A 14,883-nucleotide genomic window follows, 5' to 3' on the forward strand; every position below is an offset into this window, starting at 1 on the left:
GGCTTTTAAATATAGAAATTACTCTCTGTTTTTTACAACGATCCATCCTGAGAATTTGAATGGTGTATTTTTTTTGTCATTCTCATTCCATGTTACGGAGTACCAGTAAGTTCCGGTTGGGATCTTTTTGCCGGCAATTGTTCCGTCCCATTTGTATCCGTTTGATTTATCCCCTTGGTGGATCTTTGTTCCATATCGGTCAAAAATGCTCAATACCAGGTTTTGTTTGTCTGCGATAGCGGAATAATCTACAACATCGTTTACCCCATCTCCGTTGGGAGTGATCATGTTGATCAGATTAGGAACCACTACAGTGATTTCGATAGGATCACAGTCGTAAGCATCTTTTACATATACTTTGTAGGTACCTCTCGCGATATTGTTGAATACATTAGAGGCCTGCCATACGATGTTATCGATAGAGTACTGGTAATCAGGTGTTCCTCCGATAACGTTTACGGTAAGTGTGGTATTGGAAACGTCTATGCCTGTTACAACCGGTTGTTCAGATGGGTATACAGTTACCTTTTGAGTGGTAACACATTCTCCTGTTGTTAATTTTACCCAGTATGTTCCCACTCCAACATCTCTGATAGACTGTGTGGTAGCTCCTGTGCTCCATTCATAGCTGTTGAATCCCGGTCCTGCATCTAATGTGGTTGTATCTTCCATACAGATAATCTTATCCGTTAAAACAGTGGATTTTACCGGTGGTATTACTGTTAAAGTTATTTTCACTACAGTATAACATCCTCTGGTGTCAGATACTCTTACATATACCATACCGTTTGGAGCAATGTAAGTCTGTGGATTTAAGATCTCGTTCGTTGCATCTACAGCGTCTGTTAATGACGGGAAGTATCTTTTCGTAGTCGTTGCGGTTGGTGTTGTAACAGCGGCATTTTCAAGATTGAACAGACCGGTAGAAGGGTTTGATTCTATGAAACATGCTTTGATCTCAGCATCTTTTGCAATGATCTGTGGATAAAATTTAAGGGTGATCTCTGCAGTATCACTACATCCGAATTGGGAAGTTACCTTTACATAGATCTTTCCTTCCGCTGAAACGAACTGGTAGATATTGGTAATTTCGTTGATTCCGTTATTCAGGTCATATAAAGTGTAATAATATTGTTTAATAGCGTTAGGGTCGTCATAAACATTTGCTGTGGTAAGGTCATAAGTCGCTGTTCCGGCATTGTTGTTATTACACATGGTCAGTGTAACATCCGTTGCATTGATCGTTCCGTCTTTAAATTTAAACTTACCGGTTTGTTTACACTTGTTAATAGGGTTGCTAGGGTTGTCCGGATCGGAATAACTTATGCTGTAATAATAAACCTCTGTTGTTGTTACGGTCTGAGGTAGTGTAATTGGATTATTAGAAGTTAAAGCATCATTTTGGCTGGTATGATAAGATACGGTAAAATTGGGATTACCGTTCAGAATTCCTGTTGTTAATGATGAAAAATCAAAAGTAGCAGGATTTGAGCAGATAACAACCTCCGTTGGGTCTGCAGGGTTTGCAGCCGGTACTCCCGGTGGGATGAACGGATAAGGTTGTACGGCAGGATCAGAGAATGGAGACGATAGGGTAGCTGTACCGCCCCATGCCAATTTAAATCCATTCGTTGACTGGCTATGGTTGTTTACAATCAGATAATAGGTTTCGCCAGGTAACACGTCCATGTATTTTGCCCATCTGTCTCCTCCTACAGGGTCGCATAAGTCTGTAGCGGTCATATTGAGACCTGTGATGCCGCTTGCTACGGCATAGGAGCCCCGGAGTGGAGTACCTCGGGTAGCACACGTTTTGTTAGGACCAAATACCGCAAAGTCATAATCATTAGCCAGGTCATTGGGGATGATTTCAAAGGTAAGGGTTCCTGGAGTGGCAATGGTGAAGGTATACCATACCGAATACCTTTCATTACTAAGACATCCGCCTATGGTTTCCAGGGTATCACCGTGTCCGTCGGGAGTATATGAAATATCTGTGTTGCCACAGACAGCCATTGCCGTCGAACAGTCTGATTGAGCATATAAAATATGTGAAAATATTATTAAGAAAATGAGTAGTGTTTTTTTCATAAGAGAAGATTTAAAAACAAATATTAAAAACTGTTATTACTTAAAAGAACGCTATTTTCAAGATGATATTATAATTATACGATCAATATTTAACGCTCTAAAGGTGTTCATCGATACACCTTAAAACTGACAGAGCAATAGATCAGGTTATCCTGATTAAAAGCTCTTATACTCTCTTGCTTTATTGGTTGATTAATTGTTTACCCCAGTTTGGAGAACCAGCTGAAGAGTCTGTATCAAATTCTTTTACAGCCTTTTGGTGTCGTTCTATAGCTTCGGTTTTGTTGTTGGAGAGCTCAGCTATTTCAGCTTTCAGGAAGGTCAGCCTTGGGCTGTTCTTCAGCTGAGTATCTGCCTTTGACATATATCCGATAGCTGCTTTCAGATCTTTTTGAGGGTCTGTGGAAGCTACTATTCTGATTTTCTGTATGGTAATAAGACCCAGAAGGGTATTGATTTCTCCGTTGTTCTTTTCTGAAGCGAGTGCCTGTGCTGCCAATTTTCTTGCAAGCTCGTTCGATTCAGCCATTGGTTTTTCTGGTGTATGTGTTAACAAAAAATGGGTTTTAAGATACATAGCTACAGCAGCATAGTAATTAGCTTTCCATTTTTCAGAAGTTTTAGCCTCGGAAAATATGTTGAAAAGAGTATCGTAGTCACCGTCTGTTTTAGCATTGCTGAGCTGCTGAGCAGACTGTTGTAAAGCCTGATCTGAAAAAGTCTGGGCGCTTACCCAGGCACTGGTCACGAAAAAGCTTAAAATAAATAAAAGTTTATTCATAGGGGATATTTTATAAAGCAAATATAAAAAATTATTAACGTTAAATTAAAGATTATGAGATATATTTAAAAAAATAGGGTATTGTTATCTAATGTTGTATTTTCTGTTTGGATGAAATTATACGGGGATCGTAAAAATACTGTTGCTTCAGTTTGATATTTTGAGAAAATAAAGTGAATAATTTTAAATAAAATGGCATAAAAGTAAAATCAGGATAAAAAACATTTCTATCCTGATTTTAAGTATTTCTAATTTTGTTTTTTTAAAAATGACTCTGATACAGAGAGCTTTAATATTGCATTTTTCTTAGTTTGGGATTGGTGCTTCCTACCACTAACGCTACCAGGACTGTCATACAACCACCAAAGACTACAGAACGTACAACACCAAGAACTTTGGCCATCAACCCACTTTCGAACTGTCCCATTTCGTTGCTGGACATGATGAAAATTGAATTGACGCTGAGAACACGCCCTCTTATATGGTCCGGTGTTTTTAACTGTACAATTGTTCCTCTGATCACTACCGAAATTCCGTCAAGCATACCACTCATCACAAGGAACATAAAAGACAGCCAATATAATCTGGATAGCCCAAATCCGATGATGCATAACCCGAATCCTGTTACCACGGCAAGAAGTATCTTTCCCTGGTTTTTTTGCAAGGGAACAATAGATAAAAGGGTGATGATGCACATTGATCCTATGTCAGAAGCCGCATTCAGCAACCCGAATCCTTCAGCTCCGGAATTTAAGATATCTGTGGCAAATACCGGGATCATGGCCACGGCACCCCCGAAAAGTACAGCAAACATATCAAGGCACAAAGCCCCTAAGATTTCTTTGGTTCTAAAAATATAGGAGATCCCTTCCCGCATGCTCTCAACAACATTTACAGTTTCCTTTTTATATTCAGAATACTGTTTGTTCAGTTGCCAGAAAAATAGTGAAGCTACCCATATCAGCGATAAAATAACAACCAGTGTCCATTTTACACCGATATATCCGATGAGAAGACCTCCTATGGCATGTCCGCAGACAGAAGATATAAGAAACGTCGCCTGATTCAGCGTAACGGCATTGGGCAGGTTTTCCTTTTTTACGATTTTGGGAATCATCGAAGGAACAATAGGCCCGATAAAAGCCCTTGCAATCCCTGTGAAAAATATAACTCCGTAGATGTAATAAGTGATCTGATGGCCGGTAAAATGCATTTCAACATTTAAGAATGCAGGAATCAAAAGAAGCCCTATCAGGAAAATATAAGCATAATTGCAGATGAGAAGCAATCTTTTTTTCTCATTCATATCAATGACGTGTCCGGCGTACAGGGCACAGCTTACAGCGGGAATCACTTCCGAAAGACCGATGAGTCCTATTGAAAAAGGATCTTTTGTTAATTGATATACCCACCATCCTAATAAAGTGGCCAGCATTCTGAAAGCTAAAACAATAAAGAACCTTCCGGTAAGAAGATTTCTGAACTCAACATTTTGTAATGTTTGTAACGGGGTAAAGGAAATCATGAACAAAAATAGCCCTAAAAATTTATTTAAGGCTATTCATATGCTGATTTTTAAAAGATATAGTAAATATATCCTGAAAGATAAAATCTATTTTAGTCTGCTCTTGAAGAACTGATTACCAGGGCTGCAACACCTGCTGCTCCAATGATTGTGGCTCCGGCCGCGATGGTTGCTTTTCTTGAATCTTTTACAGCCGCTACATTGGCTTTAGGGATGATGACTTCTGTACTGTCCTTTTTGCCTGCCGTACCCACAAGATTATCCCCAACCACATTCCTGAATAATATTTTCTGTTTCGGAGATCCGTCTCTCATCGTAACCTTATAGATTTTTCCGGCTTCGAGATTCGAATAGTTATTTTTTGAAATATCCTCGCTGTATTTTGTAGTAGCACAAGAGGTAATGACAAATAAAGACGTTAATAAAGACGATTTCAACAGTACAGATGCTTTCATTATTTTCTTTTAGTTTTTCAAATTTATAATTTTTTTCGAATATACGTTTTTGGAATTGAAAAAATATGATTAAAGTTTATAAATTTCTAAGAGATCTGCAATGTTTCTGTCATTGGCTAATCTTGGCGTTTTGTTCTGACCTCCCAGTTTTCCCTGAGATTTTGCGTATTCATGGAAAGCGTTTCTGGTAAGTCTGGTGATCTGAAGCTTTTGGAGAATATTTCCTGAGATCAGATCGTCATAATAAGTGTTTCTGGCTCTGAGCTGTAGGTCCAGTTCATTTCTGAATAATTCTGTGTCTTCAGGTTCCTTTTCAAACTCTATCAGCCATTCATGGTAAGGAAGTCCTTCATCAGGGTTTACCTGTGGTGCAAGGTGGAATTCCGTAATCTGGGCAGGATACTTTTCAAGGGTCGCTTTCATAGCCTCTTCCACCTCGAAGGCAATCACGTGTTCCCCGAAAGCAGAAGTAAAGTGTTTGGTTCTGCCACTTACTAAAATCCTGTACGGATCTTTACTGATAAATCTCACGACATCTCCGATCGAATAGGCCCATAACCCTGAATTGGTGGTAAGGATAAGGGCATAATCTTTATGAAGTTCAACCTCTTTTAATGTCAGCCTTCTGGCATTAGGCTTTCCGTATTCTTCCAGAGGGATGAATTCATAGAAAATTCCGTGGTTGGTCAGCAGCAAAAGCCCTTCTTTTGTATAATCGTCCTGGAATGCAAAAAAACCTTCGGAAGCCGGAAATGTCTGTATAATATCTACTCTGCCTCCCAGAAGATCTTCCATTTTGTCGCGATAAGGTTCATAATTGACCCCTCCCGTGACGATAAGCTGAAGGTTGGGAAACAACTGTTTGATCTTTTTCCCATGCTTTTCAGTCAGCTTTTCAAAATACATGATCAGCCATGGCGGGATTCCTGAGATCAGGGTCATATTTTCCTGCTCTGTTTCTTCAATGATTTTGTCTACTTTGGCTTCCCAGTCTTCCATAATATTGGTTTCCCAGCTTGGTAAACGGTTTTTTTGAAGATAATTGGGGATATGATGGGCAACGATACCGGATAATCTTCCCGTTTTTATTCCGAAGACCTCTTCCAGTTCGGGGCTTCCCTGTAGAAATATCATTTTTCCGTTGACAAAATCCGCATTGTTCTTTTTGCTGATATAATGGAACAGAGCACTTTGGGCTCCTGCAATTTGAAAAGGCATACCTTCTTTAGAAATAGGGATATATTTAGAGCCGGAGGTGGTTCCCGAGGTTTTGGCAAAATATTCCGGAGTCTCTGTCCATAAGATATTGGCCTGTCCTTTTTTTACCCTTTCGATATAAGGCTTCAGATCTTCATAGTCCGCTACCGGAACCCTGTCCTGGAAATCCTTCACAGAGTGAACATTTTCAAAATCATGTTCCCGCCCAAAAAGCGTTTTTTGAGCTGTGCTGACAAGAGAAAGCAATAATCCCTCCTGATTTTTTTCCGCATTTTTTTTGAATCCCTCCGCTTTTTGAACATGTTTTTTTGCCCAGATCAGCGCTGCATTTTTCTTGAAGAAGTTTAACATGGTTCAAATTTATAAATAAGTAGAGAATCTGAAACCATTTTTACAAAGCTTGACATAAAAAACCGATGAAACAGGTTCCATCGGCTTTTTTGAAATTTGATTATGAAAATAACAACTATATGTTAATGTTATGCTTATTTGTTTACCTTGTATCTTTTATCTGGAGTTCCGTCCTTTTTCAGGTGTTTATTTTGCTTGTATCTTTTGTCCGGGGTACCGTCTTTTTTCATTTTGGCTGCTGGCTGTGCCGGTTTTACCTCTGCTGATTTAGCTGCCACAGGTTTTGCGGAGTTTGCGGTTTTTACAGTTTGGTGAGCTGTAGTATTGGTAGAGGGAGCAGTTTGCTGGGCCGTTGCAAGTCCTAACCCTAAGATTAATGATATTGCGGATAATAATTTTTTCATAGGAACTAATGTTTGCTTTTTTGTTAAATAAAGATATGCAAAAAGCAGGCTAGAAAATTTGTATTTTTAAACTTAACGAAAGTTTATTACAGCTTAAAAAAAAATTAAAGCTTTTCCATTGATTGAACATAAAAAGGCCTGCTTCATCCGAAGCAGGCCTTTTTATTATAGAGTCAGAATGTTTAGCGTGTACAATTGGCAGTCCATGTTTTCCCGTCTTTTATATACAGGATTTTTAATTCGTTGTTGTCAATTCTGATATAAGAGGTTGCTGTGGCACCGATCATAATAAGAGTATGATCTCCTTTCTGCTCAAACTCAATTCCGTTAAGATCAGGGATGCTGTTTGAGAAAGCGAAGTTATACTTGGTGCCGCTGGCGATCTTTGTTACAAATACGCTTCCGTTATCAGTACTGATATTGGTAGATCCGCCATCATTATAAGAAACACTTCCCTTATAGGTGCCTGCAAAAAAGTCATTGTTTACAGGATCGTCATCACTGCTGCACGACGAAAAAGAAAATGCTGTAAACATCAACAGCATTAATATTCCTAAGATTTTAATTGCTTTTTTCATAATACTATTCTTAATGGGTTGGTAAGGTTAAAGTGCCAAACACTATGCCATGAGAGGATAATGGAATCTTTTTAACGACTTATTAGATAAAATTGTTAAAAATTAAGATTTAAAACTATAAGCTGTTCATTCTGTGTCTTAAACTCTTCCTGTTTTTATCCAAAGAAAAAAATATCCGTACCTTTGTAGAGCATAAACGGTTTCGGAAAACTCCCGAAATCGCTTTTGTCGTTTATACCCTACTATTTATGCAGTTAAAATCCATCAAAGAAAAGTTTCTTCCCGATCTGTTGCAAAAAGAATTCGGAAAAGAAATTTTCACCCGGTTAGAAAACGATCAGCATATTGCTGTGAAAGGAAGTGCCGGATCTTCGGTTTCCATTTTTGTGGCTGAGCTTTTTTTGGTTCATAAGAAAAATATTCTTTATCTGGTAGATGATAAGGAGGATGCATTATACGCCAATACGGAAATGGAAGACCTGTTGGGAAAAGATAAGGTGCTGTATTTTCCGGCAACTCATCTTGAACCATATCAGGTGGAAAAAACACAGAATGCCAATCTGGTTCTGAGAACGGAGGTCTTGAATAAGATCAACTCCGGAAGGTCTCCGAAGGTGATTGTTGCCTACGCCGGAGCTCTCTCAGAAAAAGTATTGAAGAAAGAAGACTTTAAAGCGATTTCGCATCACATAAAGGTAGGTGATCAGCTGGATTTTGATTTTGTGGATGAGCTGTTGAATCATTATCATTTTCAGCAGGCGGATTTTGTTTCGGAACCTGGAGAATTTTCTGTACGGGGAGGAATTGTAGATGTGTTTTCTTATTCTTATGAAAAGCCTTATAGAATTACCTTTTTCGGAAATGAGGTGGAAAGCATTAAAACCTTTGATATTGAGACGCAGCTTTCTGTGGATAAAGTAAAAGAGTTTCAGCTGGTTTCCAATATGAATTTTTCGGTAACGGGCAGCAGGGTTTCATTATTGCAGCTGTTGCCTAAAGAAAGCTATGTGGTTTCCAGGAACGGAATGATAGGAATGCAGAAGATCAAAACGTTCTACGAAAAATCTCTGGAGAAGTATGATACTTTAAGTAAGGATATCGCCCATAGAACACCGCAGGAACTTTTTATTTCCGATCAGGAATTTTTGTTCGATTATAAAAAGTTCAAAACGGTTGACTTCGGAGGTGTGATGATCGAAGGTTTAAAGGAAGTTGCCGAAATTAAAACAGAACAGCTGCCACAGCCTTCATTCCATAAAAATTTTGAACTGCTGATCGAAGATATTGAAGAAAAGCAGGAAGCCGGATTTGATACATGGATTTCCTTTTCAACGGAGAAACAGAAAGAAAGGCTGGAGTCTATCTTTGAAGAGCTTGAGCATGAGCTCCCTTTTAAAAGTTTTAAATCCGAACTGCATGAAGGATTTGTAGACAACGGACATAAGCTGCTGGTGTATACGGATCATCAGATCTTTGACCGTTACCAGAGATATAAGGCGAAAAATACTTTTGCAAAGTCTGAGCAGCTTACCCTGAAAGATCTGATGTCCTTGAAGATCGGGGATTATATTGCCCATATTGATCACGGGATAGGGAAATTTATGGGACTGGTAAAAGTCAATAATGACGGTAAGATCCAGGAGTGCTTCAAGTTGACCTATAAAAATGGAGACCTGTTATATGTGAGCATTCATTCCCTTCATAAGATCTCAAAATATAACGGACCTGACGGAAAAGAGATTGTTCTGAGCAAGCTCGGATCTCCGGCCTGGAAATCGTTAAAGCAAAAAACAAAAGCTAAGGTAAAGCAGATTGCTTTTGACCTTATTAAATTATACGCTCAAAGAAAAACGGCAAAGGGTTTTGCTTACACACCGGATTCTTATCTGCAGAATGAACTGGAGGCAAGCTTTATTTATGAAGATACTCCGGATCAGGAAAAAGCAACGGTAGATGTAAAAAGGGATATGGAGGCCGATACGGTGATGGACCGGCTGGTTTGTGGAGATGTAGGGTTCGGTAAGACCGAAGTAGCGATCCGTGCAGCATTTAAAGCGGCAACGGATGGGAAGCAGGTGGCTGTACTGGTGCCGACGACCATTCTGGCGTTCCAGCACTACAGGAGCTTTAGGGAAAGACTTAAAGACTTCCCTGTGAATGTTTCTTATGTCAACCGGTTCAGAACAGCGAAGCAGAAATCGGAAACCCTGGAAGATCTGAAGAACGGCAAAGTGGATATTATCATCGGAACCCATCAGCTGGTAGGCAGTTCCGTGAAGTTTAAAGATCTGGGACTGCTGATCATTGATGAGGAACATAAATTCGGAGTTTCAGTGAAGGATAAGCTGAAAACCCTTAAAAGTAACGTTGATACCCTTACCCTTACCGCGACTCCGATTCCGAGAACATTACAGTTCTCTTTAATGGCTGCCAGGGATTTATCAGTTATCAAAACACCTCCGCCGAATAGACAGCCGGTAGATACGCATCTGATCGGGTTTAATGAGGAAACGCTTCGTGATGCCATTTCTTATGAACTTCAACGGGATGGCCAGGTTTACTTTATCAATAACAGAATTGAAAACCTTAAAGATATTGCAGGGCTTATCCAGCGATTGGTACCAGATGCAAGGGTGATCACCGGACACGGACAAATGGAAGGAAAGCAGCTCGAAAAGAATGTCCTGGACTTTATGGAAGGTAAATATGACGTCCTGGTTTCTACTACAATCGTGGAAAGCGGAGTGGATGTTCCGAACGCGAATACTATTTTCATCAATGATGCTCAAAGATTCGGGATGGCTGATCTTCACCAGATGCGTGGAAGGGTAGGACGTAGCAACAGGAAAGCATTCTGCTACCTGATCACACCTCCTTATGATATGATGACTTCAGACGCCAGAAAACGTCTTGAAGCGATTGAGCAGTTTTCTGATCTCGGAAGCGGCTTCCAGATTGCCATGAAGGATCTGGAGATCCGTGGAGCAGGTGATTTGCTGGGAGCAGAACAGAGTGGATTTATTAATGAAATGGGATTTGAAACCTATCAGAAGCTGATGCAGGAAGCCCTTGAAGAGTTGAAAGATGATGCTGACTTCGAGAATTTATTTGATAATGAAGAGGACAGGCAGAAGCTTTTCAAATCTGTAAAAGACGTTAATATTGATACTGATCTGGAGCTAATGCTGCCGGATTCATATATATCGAATACAGAAGAAAGATTGCTGTTGTACCAAAAGATCGCCGAGATTAATAATGAAGAAGGGCTTCATCAGTTTGAGCTTGAGCTGATCGACCGTTTCGGGCCATTGCCGAAAGAGGCGGTAAATCTGTTGAAAAGTGTTTCCCTGAAATGGCTTGCAGCAGATATCGGTTTTGAAAAGATTGTGATGAAGAACGGGGTGTTTCTGGGATATTTCCCGGGCAATCCCCAGGATAAATTTTACCAGACAGACAGATTCAGGCACATCATTAATTATTTAACCAGAAATCCGGCAGAAGCTCAGCTTAAAGAAAAATCCGGGAAAGAAGGGAGTCAGCTCATGATGAGAAAAGAAAAAGTAAAAAATGTGGATGAGGTCAATATGCTTTTGAAGACAATTATTGAACATAATTAGAATATAGTTTTCATATATCATAAGAACTTTCATAAAAGTTAGAAAAAACATACAAAAACCCAGGTTTTTGTATGTTTTTTTTGTGATTGTTGTCAGGTTTTTTTGTGGAAATATTCCTGTTGAAGAGAATTAAGCTCTTTTTAACAAGGGTGAAATCACTTTTTATTGATAAAAAATAATTTGTGAGGCACCGTACAGTAAGGGTTTGAGATGGTATGGGGTTAATTCTAATTAATAAAATTAGAGTTATGTAGAAATAATTCTACTTTTTATTATTATTCTTTCTATCATGTAATATGTTTATTTCTATAGGCTTACAAATGTGTAACTGGAATTTTTTGGGCTTCAATTTGTACCTTTGCAATCCTTATTATGAAAAAGATTATATATTGTTGCATAGCTGGTTTTCTTCCTTTCTATGCCAGCGCACAGGTGGGAATCGGGACCTCCAAACCAAAGTCTGTTCTCGATGTAAATGGTAAAACCACCTTAAGAAAAGAACTTAGAGTAGGCGGGACTTCAACCCAGGCCGGAAGTGCAGGGTTGAACGGTCAGGTTTTAGTTTCCCAGGGAGAAGGTTTGCCTCCTGTCTGGAAATCATTGAATGTTTCCTTTATGGAAGAGGGTCAGTACAAACTGATCAATTCTTATCTGTCATCAGATCAGACGGGCATTATTACACTTTCTAATGGTGTTGCCGGTGATAATGTCTACAAAAACAATGTTGGAGATAACATCACTGATATCACCAAAGGAAAATGGGAAAAGATTACCGGTCTTGAAAACAACTTTACCATCAAAAACGGAAGAAACAGGCTGACCTATCAGTTCCAGACAGGAATTGAAATGAAAGCTCCGGTATCTACAACTTCACAGAGTATCAGATTTACCTGTGCGGTTTTCAGAAACGGAAAGCTGGTAGCTGTACGTCCTGACAGGGTTGCTTCTAATAATAACAGTGAAAAGGAAGGACTTCAGGATTATATTTTTACCCTTAATTATACAGAGCTTAATGTGCCTGTGGGGCCCCATAAGATCGAAATCGGATGCAGAAAGATCGAAACTTCAAATCTGGGATCTCAGTTTGCAATAGGACGTAATGTGCAGAATTCCAACGGATCATCCAATGCTTTTACCCTGGAATCTACAATGAAGATGGATGTCATTGAATACGTAAGCTATAAAAACAATTAATTAAGTGATGAAAAAAATAATATCGACTTTACTTCTTCCTGCCGGATTACTGCTGTCAGCTCAGGTGGGAATCAATACCGAATCTCCGAAAGCAAAACTGGATGTGAACGGAGATATGAACTTCAGAAATAAAATTGCTGTACTTGATGTGACAGATAATACCCTTTCCCAGGGGAATAATGACCAGCTGCTGGTTTCTCAGGGAGAAGGCTATCCTCCTGTCTGGAAAACCCTACGTATTCCGGAATATGAACCGAATAAGTTTTATCTGATCTTCAATAATTCCTTTTCAGATAAAAATGGAATTGTTTTTCCTTATTATGATCAGGCAAGTTTTACAACCTCCAAAGCCGCTACCTTTACTAAAGGTGCCAATATCAGTAGCCTTAAAGGATTTAGAAGAATAGAAGGTTTGACACAGACTATCAATGTATTTAGTACTGAGAGTAAAGCTTATTTTCAGTTTGAAACGGTAGTGCAGGCAGATTTTGGGGTAAACAACAGTGCTGCCGATACTTCAATAGATTATGCCTGCGGTATTTTTGTAGATGATAAGCTGGTGAATTTAAGACAAAGGAATTTAAAAGCGAACAATTCTCAGTATCCTTTTCTTACCCACAATCAAATCGGGATTGTAGAAAATCTTTCCAAAGGGAATCATGTTGTGAGTGTCGCGTGTTCAAGAATTGCCTCCTATGGAGAAAGCTATAAAACATTAGCTATTGGAACCAATACGAACACCAATATTAATGACTTTATTGCTCAGTCATCTTTAAAAGTAGATGTATATGAAGTTCCGCAAACATTTAACCCGATAATCAATTAAAAACCAATTATGAAAAAAATATTCTTTCTTACATTTTTATTATCGGTCGCATTGATGAGCGCTCAGGTGGGAATCAATACATCCAATCCTGTTAATATGCTGGATATCAACGGAGACTTAAATATCAGAAAAGAGCTGAGAACCGGAGGAACCGATGCTTTAAAAGGTTCAGCAGGGATGCCTGGGGATATTCTCCATAATAACTCAGATATGGCTGTCAATGACTGGAAAAGTATTAAAATAGCTGATGGGCAGGGAAGCATGTCTGTGTTTTCTATCAATACGGTTGCGGACCAGACCGGAGTTTCTTTTTCCGGACAAAATGGAGATTCAGTTCCTTATTATGAAGGGAATTCTATCAATGGCTGGAGTGTACTTCCGGGTACAACCGATACGTTTTCTATTACCAACAGCGTAAATAAAGTGACCTTTTCATTTCAGACCACGGTTCAAAAATCAGGAGCAAATTCTGCAAGTTTTGCCTGTGGTGTATTTGTAGATGATAAGCTGCGAGCCGTAAGAACAGATGTATTGCTGGGAGAAAGCGGTGCCTATAAAATTTTTAACCTTAATGCCACGCTTGCCAATCTTACCCCTAAAAATAAATATACGGTTAAGGTAGCCTGCATCAAAAGAGCGATCAGCAGCAATACGCTGGGAATAGGCAGGGCTGTGAATACTACTTATCTGAACAGTGATATGTCGCAATCTGTTCTGACAACATCCGTGTTGCAACCCTATTAATTTTGATCATCATACAATAATTGGAAATCTAAAAACGTTATGTTTTTAGATTTTTTTTGTTTATTAACTCTTTTCTTTGTGAATTTATTTGAATAAGGTACAGTGTGTTACCAAAAATTGAATTATATTTGAAGAAGCTAAAAAAAACTGTCTATGGTAAAAAACTATTTTTTTAAAATGTTTGCCGGTATTGCTTTCTTAGGGATGCTGGTATCATGTAATACAACCTCGGATCCTATGGAATCGATCCCTGACCCTGATCAAGGTACGCCACCTCAGAAAATCCTGTCAAAAATCAGTGTGGATAATGTTATTCAGGAAGAATATGTTACAACGGCAGTAACAGGAGCTCTGGAACAGGCGGTTTTTAAAGATACGAATGCAGCCAATGCTTATTATACCGGAAACGTAACTTATACCGAAAAAAATATTACGAAAGTTAAATTTGTAAGTCCTGCAACGGGCAGTCTTGCTTACGAATTCGATGTTGTTCCGGACAGTAGCGGAAAGAAGATTTATAATGCTAGCTGTACTGCGACAGGAGCAACAACGGCAGCCTCTCATATCAGTGACTATTCATTTACCTATGATGCTGCCACCAATAAGCTTACTAAAATCCTTGAAAAAAGAAAAGCGGGAGGAATCAGTGCCTATAATATGTTTATAGAATACGCTTTTATATATGAAGGAGAGAATGTTTTCCAGGTTGTTTGCTCCAAAGGAATATTTGATATAAACGGAGTTCCGAACCTGGGTACGGCAGTCGTTACGAAATACAGCTTTCAGAACCATGATGGGCGAAAAAGTCCTTTCTCTACACTTCCGTCAACGTATTTTATTTTGCAGAGCCTGATCAATCCGGCTAATTTCTACAAAATATCTCCAAGCAATCCTACGTCTATGTATATTCAGATGCCGTCTTCCTCTGTGAATACAGCTCAGAGTTATTCTTATGATAATCAGGGATATCCTAGCTTTGAGAAGAATCAGAACATGACCTATACTTATAAAAATTTATAAGAGACATTATAATTGTTAATCTTATCAGAATATAAATAATAATATAATTTTTAAGCAAAAAAAAAATTATATTTGTCAA

General features: G+C 38.9%; 12 protein-coding genes. 5 read left to right on the top strand and 7 right to left on the bottom strand.

Annotated features, from left to right (window positions below; all coding sequences use genetic code 11):
* Positions 1-18: 18 nt before the first annotated feature.
* The 7 genes from AC4IF5_RS06015 to AC4IF5_RS06045 form a co-directional block, all read right to left on the bottom strand.
* Positions 19-2,091, bottom strand: a complete 2,073-nt coding sequence (locus AC4IF5_RS06015; RefSeq protein ID WP_490732627.1) for a T9SS type B sorting domain-containing protein — start codon at positions 2,089-2,091, stop codon at positions 19-21.
* A gap of 181 nt (positions 2,092-2,272) precedes the next feature.
* Positions 2,273-2,872: a hypothetical protein gene (locus AC4IF5_RS06020; protein ID WP_490732629.1), complete on the bottom strand. Its 600-nt coding sequence runs from the start codon at positions 2,870-2,872 to the stop codon at positions 2,273-2,275.
* 289 nt (positions 2,873-3,161) lie between these two features.
* A complete protein-coding gene (locus AC4IF5_RS06025) occupies positions 3,162-4,397 on the bottom strand; it encodes an MFS transporter (protein WP_490732631.1) in 1,236 nt (411 codons plus the stop codon).
* A gap of 92 nt (positions 4,398-4,489) precedes the next feature.
* The gene (locus AC4IF5_RS06030; RefSeq protein WP_490732633.1) at positions 4,490-4,852 is read right to left on the bottom strand and encodes a hypothetical protein; all 363 of its coding nucleotides are present in this window, start codon (positions 4,850-4,852) and stop codon (positions 4,490-4,492) included.
* Between the two features lie 69 nt (positions 4,853-4,921).
* Positions 4,922-6,421: a GH3 auxin-responsive promoter family protein gene (locus tag AC4IF5_RS06035; RefSeq protein ID WP_490732635.1), complete on the bottom strand. Its 1,500-nt coding sequence runs from the start codon at positions 6,419-6,421 to the stop codon at positions 4,922-4,924.
* Positions 6,422-6,555: 134 nt separating this feature from the next.
* Positions 6,556-6,825, bottom strand: a complete 270-nt coding sequence (locus AC4IF5_RS06040) for a hypothetical protein (protein ID WP_490732637.1) — start codon at positions 6,823-6,825, stop codon at positions 6,556-6,558.
* Positions 6,826-7,007: 182 nt separating this feature from the next.
* A complete protein-coding gene (locus AC4IF5_RS06045) occupies positions 7,008-7,403 on the bottom strand; it encodes a hypothetical protein (RefSeq protein ID WP_490732639.1) in 396 nt (131 codons plus the stop codon).
* A gap of 248 nt (positions 7,404-7,651) precedes the next feature.
* On the opposite strand from AC4IF5_RS06045, the gene mfd reads away from it, so the two are divergent.
* From mfd to AC4IF5_RS06070, 5 genes are all read left to right on the top strand, one after another.
* Positions 7,652-11,020 carry a transcription-repair coupling factor gene (gene mfd / locus AC4IF5_RS06050; protein WP_490732641.1) on the top strand — a complete coding sequence of 1,123 codons (3,369 nt, stop codon included), beginning with the start codon at positions 7,652-7,654 and terminating at the stop codon, positions 11,018-11,020.
* A 372-nt stretch (positions 11,021-11,392) separates the two neighbouring features.
* Positions 11,393-12,214, top strand: coding sequence for a hypothetical protein (locus AC4IF5_RS06055; RefSeq protein ID WP_490732643.1), 822 nt, complete (start codon positions 11,393-11,395; stop codon positions 12,212-12,214).
* Between the two features lie 7 nt (positions 12,215-12,221).
* On the top strand, positions 12,222-13,040 hold the full coding sequence (locus AC4IF5_RS06060) for a hypothetical protein (RefSeq protein WP_490732645.1): 819 nt from the start codon (positions 12,222-12,224) through the stop codon (positions 13,038-13,040).
* A 9-nt stretch (positions 13,041-13,049) separates the two neighbouring features.
* The gene (locus AC4IF5_RS06065; protein ID WP_490732647.1) at positions 13,050-13,784 is read left to right on the top strand and encodes a hypothetical protein; all 735 of its coding nucleotides are present in this window, start codon (positions 13,050-13,052) and stop codon (positions 13,782-13,784) included.
* A gap of 153 nt (positions 13,785-13,937) precedes the next feature.
* A complete protein-coding gene (locus AC4IF5_RS06070) occupies positions 13,938-14,804 on the top strand; it encodes a hypothetical protein (RefSeq protein ID WP_490732649.1) in 867 nt (288 codons plus the stop codon).
* The last annotated feature ends 79 nt before the right edge of the window (positions 14,805-14,883 follow it).

The sequence above is a fragment of the Chryseobacterium sp. UF-290 genome, assembly GCF_058245615.1.

Coding starts and splice junctions, on each gene's coding strand:
- AC4IF5_RS06015 (WP_490732627.1), bottom strand. CDS start 2,091: ATGAAAAAAACACTACTCATTTTCTTAATAATATTTTCACATATTTTA.
- AC4IF5_RS06020 (WP_490732629.1), bottom strand. CDS start 2,872: ATGAATAAACTTTTATTTATTTTAAGCTTTTTCGTGACCAGTGCCTGG.
- AC4IF5_RS06025 (WP_490732631.1), bottom strand. CDS start 4,397: ATGATTTCCTTTACCCCGTTACAAACATTACAAAATGTTGAGTTCAGA.
- AC4IF5_RS06030 (WP_490732633.1), bottom strand. CDS start 4,852: ATGAAAGCATCTGTACTGTTGAAATCGTCTTTATTAACGTCTTTATTT.
- AC4IF5_RS06035 (WP_490732635.1), bottom strand. CDS start 6,421: ATGTTAAACTTCTTCAAGAAAAATGCAGCGCTGATCTGGGCAAAAAAA.
- AC4IF5_RS06040 (WP_490732637.1), bottom strand. CDS start 6,825: ATGAAAAAATTATTATCCGCAATATCATTAATCTTAGGGTTAGGACTT.
- AC4IF5_RS06045 (WP_490732639.1), bottom strand. CDS start 7,403: ATGAAAAAAGCAATTAAAATCTTAGGAATATTAATGCTGTTGATGTTT.
- mfd (WP_490732641.1), top strand. CDS start 7,652: ATGCAGTTAAAATCCATCAAAGAAAAGTTTCTTCCCGATCTGTTGCAA.
- AC4IF5_RS06055 (WP_490732643.1), top strand. CDS start 11,393: ATGAAAAAGATTATATATTGTTGCATAGCTGGTTTTCTTCCTTTCTAT.
- AC4IF5_RS06060 (WP_490732645.1), top strand. CDS start 12,222: ATGAAAAAAATAATATCGACTTTACTTCTTCCTGCCGGATTACTGCTG.
- AC4IF5_RS06065 (WP_490732647.1), top strand. CDS start 13,050: ATGAAAAAAATATTCTTTCTTACATTTTTATTATCGGTCGCATTGATG.
- AC4IF5_RS06070 (WP_490732649.1), top strand. CDS start 13,938: ATGGTAAAAAACTATTTTTTTAAAATGTTTGCCGGTATTGCTTTCTTA.